Below are 13,089 nucleotides of genomic sequence, written 5' to 3'. Positions count from 1 at the left end.
TGGGGGGGGCACCCGCATTCTTACACCGGCGCGGGGCGCGGGGCGCTGGAATCCCAAACGTTCTCCCCGCGCCGGGGGCCCCGGGCGCCGCCCCCCCGGGGGGGGGCCCGCCGTCCCCGTGGGAACGCGTGGGCCGGGGCGTCACAGGCCGAGGGCGATGGCCAGCCGGGTCAGCTCGGCCGTGCTGGCGGCGTCGAGCTTGGCCCGGATGCGGCGCAGATAGGTGTCGACCGTGTGCGGGGACAGCCCCATGGCGCGGGCCGCCTGCACGTAGGTGCGCCCGGCCGCGATGTGCCGCAGCGTCTCCCGTTCGCGCGGGGTCAGCCCGGGACACACGGGAACCGGCGCTCCGGTGCGTGGAGTGGGTGGGTCAGACATGAGACGTCCTCCGACGAATCGGCCCGGCGACTCGGTCCTCTCTACTCGCACCCCCACAGCAGGAGACGTAATGCCGGAATAAAAGAGATTTGTCCCCTTTCACGCAGCGAAGCCGGAGCGCGGTTCCCCGCTCACGGAGATTTCTCGGAGTCGCCCCGGCTCCTCGCCGTGCGGCGCCCGGGCCTCGCGTTGGTGCTCCGTGCCGCTCGGGATCATGCTGGGGAGGAGAGCCCGACGAGCAAGGGCGGGATGAGCGGCGATGGAGCGACAGTCGACGTACACGGCCACGGCCACCATCGATGAACAGGGCATCCTGACCAGCTGGAGCGAGGGGGCCCGGCGGCTCCTCGGTCACGAACCCTCCGCCGTCGTCGGCCGGGCGGCCACCGCGCTGCTCGCCGCCGAGGGCGCGGAGGCGGCCCGGCGCGCCCTGGCCGGGCGGGACCGGTGGAACGGCAGCGTGGCGCTGCGCCATCTGGACGGCCGGCGCCTGGAGGTGGGACTGCTCGCCCACCGCCGTACCGCGGACGACGGGGTGACCGACTGGCTCGTGGTGACGGCCGTGGCGACCGGACCGCGCGCGCCCGAGGGCTGGGCGCTGGAGGAATGGGCGTTCAACCAGTCCCCGTTCGTCCTTTCGGTCTTCGACACCGACCGCTGCCTGGTGCGCGCCAACCGCCGCATGGAGCGCGCGCTCTCCCTCCCCGAGGCCGTGATGCGGGGCCTGCGCCTGCCGCACATCGCGCCCGGCGCCGGCGGCGAGGAGGCCGACGCGAAACTGCGCGAGGTGCTGGACTCCGGTGAGCCGCAGGAGGTGGAGGCCCGCCTCGCCCCGGAACTCGGCCGGCCCGTCGTCCTCGCCCCGCTGAAGGACGCGGCGGGGCGGGTGCGCGCCGTCTGCCTGGCGGCGCACCAGCGGTCCGAGGACGCCGCCGCCCACCAGCGGATGCGGCTGCTGAGCGACGCCGGCACGCGCATCGGCACCACCGCCGACCTCGGCCGCACCGCGCAGGAACTCGCCGAGGTCACGGTCCCCCGGCTCGCCGACTTCACCGCCGTCGACCTGCTCGACAGCCCCCGGATCGCGGACGAGGTGTCCGCAGAGGCGGCATCGGGACCGGTGGTCCTGCGCCGCGCCGCCGTGCGGGCCGTCGCGGACGGCGACGCCCCCGCGTCGGGGACCGAACCGGGCGAGACGACCACCTACCAGGCGGACTCCCCGCCCGCGCAGTGCCTGGCCTCGGGTCGTCCCGTCCTGTACGAGACGACGGATCCGGCCGTCGCCCGGTGGGCGGCCCTGGACCCGAGCGCCGACTGGCTGCGCGCGTACGGGACGCACTCGCTGGTGGTGGTGCCGCTGCTCGCCCAGGGCAACACGCTCGGTGTGGCGCTGTTCGGCCGGCACCAGCGGGAGGAGCCGTTCGGCCCGGACGATCTGCGGCTCGCCGAGGAACTCACCGGCAGGGCGGCCGCCCACATCCACAAGGCCCGCGGGTACGCCCGGGCACGCACCACCACCATGGCGCTGCAGCGCAGCCTGCTGCCGCACACGCTGCCCAATCAGGCGGCGCTGGAGATCGCCACCCGCTATCTGCCCGCCGCCACCCGGGCCGGCGTGGGCGGCGACTGGTTCGACGTGATCCCGCTGTCCGGGGCGCGGGTGGCCCTCGTCGTGGGCGACGTGGTCGGCCACGGCCTCCGCGCCACCGCCACCATGGGCCGGCTGCGGACCGCCGTGCGCACCCTGGCCGACGTCGACCTGCCGGCCGACGAACTCCTCACCCACCTCGACGACCTGGTCCTCCACCTGGCCCAGGACGAGGGCAGCACGGACCCGGCCGCCGAGACCGCCGGCGGCATCGGCACGACCTGTCTGTACGCGGTCTACGACCCGGTCGCGGGCCGGTGCTCGATGGCGCGGGCCGGCCATCCGCCGCCCGCCGTGGTCACCCCGGACGGCGCCGTGCGCTTCCTCGACGTGCCCGCCGGCCCGCCCCTGGGGCTCGGCGGTCTGCCCTTCGAGGCGGTGGACACCGAGCTGCCGGAGGGCAGCCTGCTCGCCCTCTACACCGACGGGCTGCTCGAAGCCCGCGACCACGACATCGACGAGGCGCTGGACAAGATGTTCGCGGCGCTCGCCCGCCCCGCGACGACGCTGGACGCGGTCTGCGACCGGGTCCTCACCGAGCTGCTGAGCCACCGGCCCGAGGACGACATCGCCCTGCTCGTCGCCCGCACCCGGGTCCTGCACGCCGACCGGGTCGCCGCCTGGGAACTGGCGAGCGACCCGACCGTCGTCTCCACGGCCCGCCGGTACGCCGACCAGCAGCTGACGGTGTGGGGGCTGGAGGACGCCGCCTTCGTCACCGAGCTGATGGTCAGCGAGCTGGTCACCAACGCGATCCGCTACGGCCGGCCGCCCATCCAGCTGCGGCTGATCCACCAGGACTCCACTTTGACCTGCGAGGTCTTCGACTCCAGCAGCACCACCCCGCACATGCGCCGCGCCCGGATCTTCGACGAGGGCGGCCGGGGCCTGCTGCTGGTCGCCCAGCTCGCCGAGCGCTGGGGCACCCGCCACGACCGGGTGGGCAAGACCGTCTGGGCCGAGCAGTCGCTGTCCGGAGGCTGACACGAGCCCGCCCCGCCGCGGGGCGGCGGGGCGGGCTGGTCCCGTTCTTCGTCCGGCCGGGTCCCCGGTCGACCGGTCAGTTGACGATCACGTCACCGGAGTCACCCGTGTCGGAGCTCGAGGGCTGGTCCGGGGTCGAGGGCTGGTCCGGGGTCGAGGGCTGGTCCGGAGTGGTGGGCTGGTCCGGAGTGGACGGCTGGTCCGGAGTGGTGGGCTCCTCCGTGGGGGACGGGGTGTCCGGAGTGGACGGGGTGTCCGGCGTCGACGGCTTGCCCGGGTCCGTGCTCTCCGGGGAGGGCGAGCCGGGCTGCTCGGGGCAGGGGCCGCCGTCGCCGCCGCCGGTGCCGCTGCCACCGCGCCCGTCGCTTCCGTCGCGGCCGCCGCAGTTGCCCCGGCCGCCGCGTCCGCCGGCCCCGCCGGTGCCGCTCTGGCCCGGCGCGGTGCAGATCGGCGGGGTCGTGCCCGTGCCGTCGCCGCCATTGCCGCCGTTGCCACCGTTGCCGCTGCGGCAGGAGTCGTCGTCGCCGTGGCGCCCGTGGTCGTCGTCATGTCGGTGACGGTCGTGGTGGTCCTTGTGGCCCTTCTTGTCGTGATGCTTCTTGTCGCGGTCCTTCCCGTCCTTCTTGTGGCCGTCCTTGTGCACCCCGGTCCCGACCGACGCGACCTGGCCGTGCAGCGCCGGCGCGGCGAATACCGAACCTGCCGGGATCAGTACGCCGCCCGCGGCGAAGAGAATTGATACGGCGGCCGCGGCCAGGCTGTTCTTCCGGGAGTTGCTGTTCATGAGAGTGTTTTTCCTTTTCCCTTTTCGAAGGACTTGTTGCGAAGGACTCGAAGGCGAGAATTCGCGAGAGTGCGGGAATGATTCGGGGGCTCAGCCGTTGCCCATCAGCACGGCCCAGTCGCCCTTGAGATACGCCTGTTTCCAGGTCTCGACCTCGTGCTCCGGCATCTTGTACTTCTTGGCGATCTGCTCCTTGGTCGCGCCGCCGTTCAGCAGGACCAGTACGACGCGGGCCTTGTCCGCCACGTCGAGCTCGTCCTTGGGCTTGTCCGGCAGGTCGCTGTACCGGGTGCACTCGTGGGTGGCGGGATTGCCGGGCTCGCCCGACCGGCCGGGCTCGCCGCCCTCGCCGCTGTCTCCTCCCCGGCCGCCGGCTCCGCCCGAGCCGCACCCCGCGGAGTCGCTGTGGGTGTCGGCGGCGTGGGCCGCGGCGGGCTGCTCGGGCGCGGGGCTCTGCTGTGTGTGGGCGGAGCACGCGGCGCCGAGTGCGGTGGCAAGCACGGTCGCCACCAGGGCGGTCGGGCGTCGCCAGGACTTCCTGGACATGGGGGTCTCCTTCCGGGAGGAAGCGACGGGGGCTACGGCCCGGTAGGCCTTCGCCCCCGTCGCCCTGGGCATCGCGGCCCGGGTGTCAGAAACCCGCCCGGACCGCAGGTGCGCTTCGGTCAGATGGCGTCGCCGCCGTCGCCACCGTTGCCGCCCTGGACACCGCCGGCACCGCCGTCGCCACCGTTGCCGCCCTGGACGCCACCGTCGCCGCCGTTACCGCCGTCGCCACCCTGGACACCGCCGTTACCGCCGTCACCGCCCTGGACACCGCCGGTACCGCCGTTACCGCCGTCGCCACCCTGGACACCGCCCGTACCGCCGTTACCGCCGTCGCCACCCTGGACACCGCCGGCACCGCCGTTACCGCCGTCGCCACCCTCGACGCCACCGTTACCGCCGTTACCGCCGTCACCGCCCTGGACGCCACCGTTACCGCCGTTACCGCCGTCGCCTCCCTCGACGCCACCGTTACCGCCGTTACCGCCGTCACCGCCCTGGACGCCGCCGTTACCGCCGTTGCCGCCGTTGCCTCCCTTGCCCTTCTTCTTGTCCTTGTGGTTGTCGTGGTGCTTGTCGTGATGCTTGTTGTGGTGCTTGTCGTGATGCTCGTTGTGATGGTCGTCGTGGTGCGTGGCCATCTGCGTCACGGCCGCTGCGTCGGGCATCGTCCCCGCCGACGCGGCGGTGGCCGGCAGCAGGATTCCCCCGGCAACCACGACAGCCGAAGCGACGGCGGTCGAGAGACGGAAACCGCGCTTGGGGCGGGCCTGGTCGTGGTTCTTGTTGATGCGCGTCATGATTTTCTCCTACTTAATCGAGGGGCCATTTTCCGTTTCCGGTATTTCCGGTTCGGCCCGCACTTCAAGTAGGCCCGAACGCCACGGCGCGGTCACGTTCCGAGGACTCGGGACTTGACGTATCGGGAGACGCCGGGTATTTGCGCGACGCGTGCGGACTACGTCCGCTCTCCGCTCCGCCCCCTGAGGACCGGCCCGGCCCAGGCGGGCGGGTCCGGTGGCGGCCCGGGAGCCACGGGGGCGCTGACCGTCCCGGGGTGGGTGGGGGTGTCCACCGGGGCGCCGACCGCCCCGGGATCCACCAGCGTGGGCGTGCGCCCACGCTGCCCGGCGGCGCCGCCCTCGGCCGCGCCCACGGCCCCGGCCGTGGCGGTGCGCAGGGCGGCCACGAACTCCAGGCAGGAGTCGTACCGGGCGTCCGGAGCCTTGGCCAGGGCCTTCTTCAGGACGTCGTCGGCGGCCCGCGGGATGTCGGGGCGCTGCTCGGTCAGGGCGGGCGGCTGGTCGTACTGGTGCGCCCACAGCAGCTCGACGTCCTCCTCCCGCCGGAAGGGCGGCTCCCCCGTGAGGGTCTCCTGGACGACGCAGGCGAGGCTGTAGAGATCGGACCTGCCGTCCACCGGACGGCCCGTGATCCGCTCCGGCGCCACGTAGTCGAGCGTGCCGACGAACTCGCCGGCCGTGGTGAACCCCGTGAGCGAGAGCGACTTCTTGGCCAGCCCGAAGTCCGTGAGGTAGACGTGCTCGGGGTGCTCGCTGTCGACCCCCTTGGCGACCAGGACGTTTCCGGGCTTGACGTCCCGGTGCACCAGGTCGCGGGCGTGGGCCGCGTCGAGTGCCGACGCCAGCTGGGCCGCGATGCGCAGCGCGGCCGGCACGGGGAGCGGGCCCTCGCGGTCGAGCAGGGCACGCAGGTCCAGGCCGGAGACGTAGCGCATGGCGATGTAGAGGACGCCCTCGGTCTCGCCGGCCTCGAAGACGGGCACGATGTGGGGGTGCTCGATGGCGGCGGCCACCCGGGACTCGTGGGCGAAGCGGCGCCGGAAGGCGTCGTTGCGGGTGTACTCGGGGGCGAGCAGCTTCAGGGCGACCGTGCGCTCCAGGCGCAGATCCGTGGCGCAGTAGACGACGGCCATGCCGCCCCGGCCCAGCTCCCGCTCCACCCGGTAGCCCGCGATCTCCGACCCGATCAGGCCGGAGGGTCGGCCGGCGGGCCGACTCACGTCGTTCGAGGCCCGGTTCATCAAGACACCACCCTCACCCCGGTCGGCTGCGGAGGGCTGGTTCTTGCCTGAATTCTACCCAGTGATCCACATGTACGCGTGTTCGCGGACAAGGCGAAGGCCCGGGCCTCCCTCACGGGACCCGGGCCCTGCCCATCCGGTCACGTCCGTCACGCCGCGACCGGAACCTCCGGCGCCGCGCCGCTCGTGGCGGGCGCCAGCGCCAGCTCCAGGACCTGGCGGACGTCCGTGACGGCGTGGACGTCGAGCTTGTCCAGCACCTCGGCCGGGACGTCGTCCAGGTCGGGCTCGTTGCGCTTGGGGATGACGACGGTCGTCACCCCGGCGCGGTGCGCGGCCAGCAGCTTCTGCTTCACGCCGCCGATCGGCAGGACCCGGCCGGTCAGCGAGACCTCGCCGGTCATCGCCACGTCCGTACGGACCAGCCGGCCCGACAGCAGCGAGGCGAGGGCCGTCGTCATCGTGATGCCGGCGCTCGGGCCGTCCTTCGGGACCGCGCCCGCCGGGAAGTGGATGTGCACGCCCCGGTCCAACAGATCGGCGACGGGCAGCTCCAGTTCGGCGCCGTGCGAGCGCAGGAAGCTCAGCGCGATCTGCGCCGACTCCTTCATCACGTCGCCCAGCTGGCCGGTCAGGGTCAGACCCGCGCCGCCGGTCTCGGGGTCGGCCAGCGACGCCTCGACGTACAGGACGTCGCCGCCCGCCCCGGTGACCGCGAGGCCGGTCGCCACGCCCGGTACGGCCGTGCGGCGCTCCGCCGGGTCCTGGGCCGACTCGGGCACGTGGTGCGGCCGTCCGATCAGGCCGCGCAGGTCGCCGTCCGTGACGGTGAACGGCAGCTCCCGCTCGCCCAGTTCGTGCTGGGCGGCCACCTTGCGCAGCAGCCGGGCGATCGCGCGCTCCAGGGTGCGCACGCCCGCCTCGCGCGTGTACTCGCCGGCCAGCTTGCGCAGCGCGCTCTCGTCGAGCGTGACCTCGTCCTGGTCCAGGCCCGCCCGCTCCAGCTGGCGCGGGAGCAGGTGGTCGCGGGCGATGACGACCTTCTCGTCCTCGGTGTAGCCGTCCAGCCGGACCAGTTCCATACGGTCCAGCAGGGCCTCCGGGATGGCCTCCAGGACGTTGGCGGTCGCGAGGAACACCACGTCGCTGAGGTCGAGTTCCACTTCCAGGTAGTGGTCGCGGAAGGTGTGGTTCTGCGCGGGGTCGAGGACCTCCAGCAGGGCGGCCGCCGGGTCGCCGCGGAAGTCCGAGCCGACCTTGTCGATCTCGTCCAGCAGGACCACCGGGTTCATGGACCCGGCCTCCTTGATGGCGCGGACGATGCGGCCGGGCAGCGCCCCGACGTACGTACGCCGGTGGCCGCGGATCTCGGCCTCGTCCCGGACGCCGCCGAGGGCGACGCGGACGAACTTGCGGCCCATCGCGTGCGCGACCGACTCGCCCAGGCTGGTCTTGCCCACGCCGGGCGGGCCCACCAGGGCCAGTACGGCACCGCCGCGCCGGCCGCCGATGACGCCCAGGCCGCGGTCACTGCGGCGCTTGCGCACCGCGAGGTACTCGGTGATCCGCTCCTTCACGTCCTGAAGGCCCGCGTGCTCGGCGTCCAGGACGGCCTTGGCGCCCTGGATGTCGTACACGCCAGTGTCATCAGTCCGCCGGTTCCACGGGAGTTCCAGGACCGTGTCGAGCCAGGTGCGGATCCAGGAGCCCTCGGGCGACTGGTCGCTGGACCGCTCCAGCTTGTCGACCTCCTTGAGGGCGGCCTCGCGCACCTTCTCGGGCAGGTCGGCGGCCTCGACGCGGGCGCGGTAGTCGTCGGACTCCTCGGCGGAGTCCTTGCCGTTCTCGCCGTTCAGCTCGCGCAGTTCCTTGCGGACGGCCTCCAGCTGACGGCGCAGCAGGAACTCGCGCTGCTGCTTGTCGACGCCCTCCTGGACGTCCTTGGCGATGGTCTCGGCGACGTCCTGCTCGGCGAGATGGTCGCGCAGTTGCTGGGTGGCGAGCTTCAGACGGGCGACCGGGTCGGCCGTCTCCAGCAGTTCGATCTTCTGTGCGGTGGTCAGGAACGGCGAGTAGCCGGAGTTGTCGGCGAGCGCGGAGACGTCGTCGATGGCCTGGACGCGGTCGACGACCTGCCAGGCGCCGCGCTTGCGCAGCCACGCGGTGGCGAGCGCCTTGTACTCCTTGACCAGTTCGCCGACGTGGCCCGGCAGCTGTTCGGGCACCTGCTCGTCGATGCGCGTGCCCTCGACCCACAGTGCGGCGCCCGGTCCGGTGGTCCCGGCGCCGATCCGCACACGGCCGCGGCCACGGATGAGCGCTCCCGGGTCACCGTCCGCCAGCCGGCCTACCTGCTCGACCGTGCCGAGCACACCCGTGCCCGGGTACGTCCCGTCGACGCGTGGCACCAGGAGAACCTTCGGCTTTCCGGGCTCCGTACGGGCGGCGGCCTGGGCGGCCTCCACCGCGGCGCGTACATCGGGGTCGTTGAGGTCCAGCGGTACCACCATCCCGGGCAGCACGACCTCGTCGTCGAGCGGCAGCACAGGCAGAGTGAGCGGTGTGAACGCCGTGGACTCAGCAGCCATGATCTCCCCTTCGGCAGTCAAGTTGAGCTATGCCGACTCAATGCATGTGAGCCCACGATTGTTCCCCCGCCCGCGTTCGCTCTGAGCGATCACCAAACAGCCCCGCCTCACCTGCGAAAACCAGGGAGCGGGCGCGCTTATGCCCTCGGGGTGGTGAGCCGGACGACCCGGCCGGCCGGCTGGACGAGCCGCGGTGTCGCGTTCCGGGCCTGCTGCCAGCGTCGGACCAGGGGCCAGGTGGCGATCCCTATCGTCAGGGAGATCAGGTGGCCCCAGTTGGTCATCGGGTCCGCGAAGGCGATCAGGTCGGTCACCACCATCCCGCCGAACAGGGCCAGCAGGGGCCAGCGCAGCCAGTGGGCGAGCAGGCCGGCCAGGGCGCCGGTGCTGGCGGCCACGCCGAAGCTGATGCCGTAGTCCAGGCGGTGCAGGGAACTGTCGGGCAGGTGCCCCACCACGACCGCGAGCCCCACGGGCACCTCGGTCGCGAGGGTGGCCAGCCCGTGCCCCAGCAGGAACACACCGGCCGCCCGCGCTCCCCCGACGCGCCGTTCCAGCGCCGTGAGCACGACCAGGAAGCAGAGCGCGTACGGCGACACCAGGCCGCCCGCGATCCACAGCGCGCTCGCCGTCAACACCAGTACCGGGGACCGCACCAGATGCACCACATCGGTACTGGAGTCCTGGTAGAGCGCGTGCACGAGCGCCGGGTCCGCGTACGTGGCGACCAGCGAGGTGACGGCGAGCACGGCCGCGTAGGCGAAGGTGAACGGCGTACCGGTGGGGGTGGGCAACAGCCGCCAGGGCCGCAGGGCACGCAGCCGGACAAAGACGCCGCGAACCCAGGGGCCCGCGAAGCGACTCGGTACGGCGATCGAGGCGTCCACCGCACCCGCTCCGGCGCCCACGGCGACGGGCCTCGCCACCGAGGGGGCTTCGGCGACGGCCACGGCCCCGGCGAGCGCGCCCACTTCGGCACTCGCCACCACACTCACCGCGGCCTCCGCCAGGACACTCGCCCCGGCGACCGGCACCGGCCCCCGCTGGCGCGGCATGCCGTCCAGCAGGTCGGCCGGGGCGGGGGGCAGGGGCGGTTCGGGGTGGTCCGGAAGGGACGTGGGCGAGGGCGTCGTCGAGGCCGTCGCGGCATGTTCCACGGTGAGGCGCTCCCTTCCGTTTCGCCCCACCCTTCGTGTCGCATGGGCCGCTGTCTATGACCGACGCCACGTGGGCCCCGGATTCACAGGATTTTCCGAGGAAACACCAGTCCCGCTCCAGCCCTGCCCGGCACGCGCAATTCCCCTGGCCGCAAGGCCCGGTTCAGGCAGGATGGACCCATGACCGGCGCGTACGACACCCCCGTAGTCCTGGACCGTCGCGAGGGCCCGTACGGGGAGGTGGTCCTGCGGCGGCACGGCGCGTCGCTCCAGATCATCGCCAACGGCTGCTTCCTGATGGACACCTCCGACGGCCGCTCCGAACGCCTGCTGGTCGACGCCGCGCGCGACGCCCTGGACGACCGCCCCGAACCGCACGTCCTGATCGGCGGACTGGGCGTCGGGTTCTCGCTCGCACACGCCGCGGCGGACCCCCGCTGGGGCCGGATCACGGTCGTCGAACGGGAACCGGCCGTCATCGACTGGCACCGCCGCGGGCCGTTGTCCGAGGTATCCGCGTCCGCTCTCGCGGATGCCCGCACACACATTCGCCAAACCGACCTGATCGCGCACGTCAATGAGACTTCCGCCACGTACGACGCCCTGTGCCTGGACATCGACAACGGCCCTGGCTGGACCGTCACCGAGGGCAACGAAGGGCTGTACTCACCGGCCGGACTGGCAGGCTGCGCAAGGGCGTTGAGGCCGGGAGGGGTGCTCGCGGTATGGTCGGCCCAGCCCTCTCCGGAATTCGAGGGAACCTTGCGGAATGCCGGGTTCCATCAGGTGCGTACCGAAGAGATCCCGGTTGCCCGGGGCGTTCCGGACGCCGTGCACCTCGCCGTACGACCTGGATAGCGAGCGGACCGCGACTCCCCGTAATGTGCTTCCCTGACGCGGATCATTCAAGCGTCAATCGCAACCATGCGCAGACCGTGGAATCACCCCACTGGTTCCGGAAAGCACACTCAGGGGCGGGCGATGGAGCAGACACATACCTCCCACAGCGGTACGGCGGCGGCCACTCAGGGCGCTCAGCGCCGGGTGCTGGTGGTCGAGGACGACCCGACGATCGTCGACGCCATCGCGGCCCGACTGCGTGCCGAGGGATTTCTCGTACAGACCGCGGGCGACGGACCTGCCGCCGTCGACACCGCCGAGGCCTGGCAGCCCGATCTGCTGATCCTCGACATCATGCTGCCCGGCTTCGACGGCCTGGAGGTCTGCCGCCGCGTGCAGGCCCAGCGGCCGGTGCCGGTGCTGATGCTCACCGCGCGCGACGACGAGACCGACATGCTGGTCGGGCTCGGCGTCGGCGCCGACGACTACATGACCAAGCCGTTCTCGATGCGGGAGCTGGCCGCGCGGGTGCACGTCCTGCTGCGCCGCGTGGAGCGGGCCGCCGTCGCGGCGGCCACGCCGCGCTCGGGCATCCTGCGCCTGGGCGAGCTGGAGATCGACCACGCGCAGCGCCGGGTGCGGGTGCGCAGCGAGGACGTCCACCTCACGCCCACCGAGTTCGACCTCCTGGTCTGCCTGGCGAACACCCCGCGCGCGGTGCTCTCCCGTGAGCAGCTGCTGGCCGAGGTGTGGGACTGGGCGGACGCCTCCGGCACCCGGACCGTCGACAGCCACATCAAGGCGCTGCGCCGGAAGATCGGCGCCGAGCGGATCCGCACGGTGCACGGCGTGGGCTACGCGCTGGAGACACCGACGCCATGAGCGACGGGCCGGCCGCACGGAGAGACCCCGGGGACGAGCCCTGGGGCCGCGTACGCCCGTTCTCGATCAAGACCAAGCTGGGCACGCTCGTCGTCATCTCGGTGCTGATCACCACAGGTCTGTCGATGATCGCGGTGCACACCAAGACGGAGCTCCGCTTCATCACGGTCTTCTCGATGATCGCCACACTCTTGATAACGCAGTTCGTGGCGCATTCACTCACCTCGCCACTGGACGAGATGACCGCGGTCGCCCGGTCCATCTCGCGCGGCGACTACACGCGCCGGGTGAAGGAGAACCGCCGGGACGAGCTGGGCGACCTGGCCGAGACGATCAACGCCATGGCGGACGAGCTGGAGGCCCAGGACCGCCAGCGCAAGGAGCTCGTGGCGAATGTCTCGCACGAGCTGCGCACGCCGATCGCGGGCCTGCGCGCCGTCCTGGAGAACGTCGTGGACGGCATCGCCGAGCCGGACACGGAGACCATGCGCACGGCGCTCAAGCAGACCGAGCGGCTGGGACGTCTGGTGGAGACCCTCCTCGACCTGTCGCGGCTGGACAACGGCGTCGTACCGCTGCGCAAGCGGCGTTTCGAGGTGTGGCCGTACCTCTCGGGCGTGCTGAAGGAGGCCAACATGGTCTCCTCCGCGCGCGCGGGCATCGCCTCGGGCTCCGGGAGCCACACGCGCACGGACGTCCATCTGCACCTCGACGTCTCCCCGCCGGAGCTGACCGCGCACGCCGACCCGGAGCGCATCCACCAGGTCGTGGCCAACCTGATCGACAACGCGGTCAAGCACAGCCCGCCGCACGGGCGGGTCACCGTGCGGGCGCGCCGCGGGTCCCGGCCGGAGTCGCTGGAGCTCGAAGTGCTGGACGAGGGCCCGGGCATCCCGAAGTCGGAGTGGCACCGGGTCTTCGAGCGCTTCAACCGGGGATCCGTCAGCCGTCCCCACGGTCCGGGCAGCGACGGCGGCACGGGACTGGGTCTGGCCATCGCCCGCTGGGCGGTGGATCTGCACGGCGGCCGGATCAGGGTGGCCGAATCCGAGCGAGGCTGCCGGATTGTCATCACCCTTCCGGGAGAGCCTTCCGTTCAAAGTTGACGTAAAGTTCGAACCGGAGCCGCAAGATCCACCCGTGTACCCGCAGCCGGACACGTGTGATCAGCGACGGCCCGCGCCTGTGCCGCGCCGGGGCCGCGGTCGACGCATACCTTTCCCAGGCGAACCACGCTT

At 72.4% G+C, this 13,089-nt stretch carries 11 protein-coding genes; 4 read left to right on the top strand and 7 right to left on the bottom strand.

Translation table 11 applies throughout. From position 1 onward, the window contains the following. Positions 1-141: 141 nt before the first annotated feature. Positions 142-378 (bottom strand): response regulator transcription factor, encoded by a 237-nt coding sequence (locus ACWGKT_RS08420; protein ID WP_356142114.1) that lies wholly within the window; start codon positions 376-378, stop codon positions 142-144. A 259-nt stretch (positions 379-637) separates the two neighbouring features. Between ACWGKT_RS08420 and ACWGKT_RS08415 the strand changes: the two genes are divergently transcribed. Then, a complete protein-coding gene (locus ACWGKT_RS08415; protein ID WP_453272982.1) occupies positions 638-3,010 on the top strand; it encodes a SpoIIE family protein phosphatase in 2,373 nt (790 codons plus the stop codon). Between the two features lie 76 nt (positions 3,011-3,086). On the opposite strand, the gene ACWGKT_RS08410 is transcribed toward ACWGKT_RS08415, so the two are convergent. From ACWGKT_RS08410 to ACWGKT_RS08385, 6 genes are all read right to left on the bottom strand, one after another. Beyond that, positions 3,087-3,794, bottom strand: coding sequence for a hypothetical protein (locus ACWGKT_RS08410; RefSeq protein ID WP_453272981.1), 708 nt, complete (start codon positions 3,792-3,794; stop codon positions 3,087-3,089). A 90-nt stretch (positions 3,795-3,884) separates the two neighbouring features. Further along, positions 3,885-4,340, bottom strand: a complete 456-nt coding sequence (locus tag ACWGKT_RS08405) for a hypothetical protein (RefSeq protein WP_453272980.1) — start codon at positions 4,338-4,340, stop codon at positions 3,885-3,887. Between the two features lie 119 nt (positions 4,341-4,459). Next, the gene (locus tag ACWGKT_RS08400) at positions 4,460-5,140 is read right to left on the bottom strand and encodes a hypothetical protein (RefSeq protein ID WP_453272979.1); all 681 of its coding nucleotides are present in this window, start codon (positions 5,138-5,140) and stop codon (positions 4,460-4,462) included. 158 nt (positions 5,141-5,298) lie between these two features. Next, positions 5,299-6,384, bottom strand: a complete 1,086-nt coding sequence (locus ACWGKT_RS08395; protein ID WP_453272978.1) for a serine/threonine-protein kinase — start codon at positions 6,382-6,384, stop codon at positions 5,299-5,301. 149 nt (positions 6,385-6,533) lie between these two features. Beyond that, entirely contained in the window at positions 6,534-8,972 is a 2,439-nt protein-coding gene (gene lon, locus ACWGKT_RS08390) for an endopeptidase La (RefSeq protein ID WP_453272977.1), read from the bottom strand. Positions 8,973-9,109: 137 nt separating this feature from the next. Continuing rightward, complete coding sequence (locus ACWGKT_RS08385) at positions 9,110-10,129, bottom strand: rhomboid-like protein (RefSeq protein ID WP_453272976.1); 1,020 nt, start codon at positions 10,127-10,129, stop codon at positions 9,110-9,112. A gap of 180 nt (positions 10,130-10,309) precedes the next feature. On the opposite strand from ACWGKT_RS08385, the gene ACWGKT_RS08380 reads away from it, so the two are divergent. The 3 genes from ACWGKT_RS08380 (at position 10,310) to ACWGKT_RS08370 (ending at position 12,957) form a co-directional block, all read left to right on the top strand. Further along, complete coding sequence (locus ACWGKT_RS08380) at positions 10,310-10,987, top strand: spermine/spermidine synthase domain-containing protein (RefSeq protein WP_453272975.1); 678 nt, start codon at positions 10,310-10,312, stop codon at positions 10,985-10,987. Between the two features lie 123 nt (positions 10,988-11,110). After that, positions 11,111-11,851 (top strand): response regulator transcription factor, encoded by a 741-nt coding sequence (locus tag ACWGKT_RS08375; RefSeq protein ID WP_356142130.1) that lies wholly within the window; start codon positions 11,111-11,113, stop codon positions 11,849-11,851. Continuing rightward, positions 11,848-12,957, top strand: coding sequence for a HAMP domain-containing sensor histidine kinase (locus ACWGKT_RS08370; protein WP_356142132.1), 1,110 nt, complete (start codon positions 11,848-11,850; stop codon positions 12,955-12,957). Before ACWGKT_RS08375 ends, ACWGKT_RS08370 begins: the two co-directional genes overlap by 4 nt. Positions 12,958-13,089 lie beyond the last annotated feature (132 nt).

The sequence above is a fragment of the Streptomyces sp. NPDC054794 genome (assembly GCF_053611585.1).
This window is presented reverse-complemented; position numbering and strand designations above follow the sequence as displayed.

Coding starts and splice junctions, on each gene's coding strand:
- ACWGKT_RS08420 (WP_356142114.1), bottom strand. CDS start 378: ATGTCTGACCCACCCACTCCACGCACCGGAGCGCCGGTTCCCGTGTGT.
- ACWGKT_RS08415 (WP_453272982.1), top strand. CDS start 638: ATGGAGCGACAGTCGACGTACACGGCCACGGCCACCATCGATGAACAG.
- ACWGKT_RS08410 (WP_453272981.1), bottom strand. CDS start 3,794: ATGAACAGCAACTCCCGGAAGAACAGCCTGGCCGCGGCCGCCGTATCA.
- ACWGKT_RS08405 (WP_453272980.1), bottom strand. CDS start 4,340: ATGTCCAGGAAGTCCTGGCGACGCCCGACCGCCCTGGTGGCGACCGTG.
- ACWGKT_RS08400 (WP_453272979.1), bottom strand. CDS start 5,140: ATGACGCGCATCAACAAGAACCACGACCAGGCCCGCCCCAAGCGCGGT.
- ACWGKT_RS08395 (WP_453272978.1), bottom strand. CDS start 6,384: ATGAACCGGGCCTCGAACGACGTGAGTCGGCCCGCCGGCCGACCCTCC.
- lon (WP_453272977.1), bottom strand. CDS start 8,972: ATGGCTGCTGAGTCCACGGCGTTCACACCGCTCACTCTGCCTGTGCTG.
- ACWGKT_RS08380 (WP_453272975.1), top strand. CDS start 10,310: ATGACCGGCGCGTACGACACCCCCGTAGTCCTGGACCGTCGCGAGGGC.
- ACWGKT_RS08375 (WP_356142130.1), top strand. CDS start 11,111: ATGGAGCAGACACATACCTCCCACAGCGGTACGGCGGCGGCCACTCAG.
- ACWGKT_RS08370 (WP_356142132.1), top strand. CDS start 11,848: ATGAGCGACGGGCCGGCCGCACGGAGAGACCCCGGGGACGAGCCCTGG.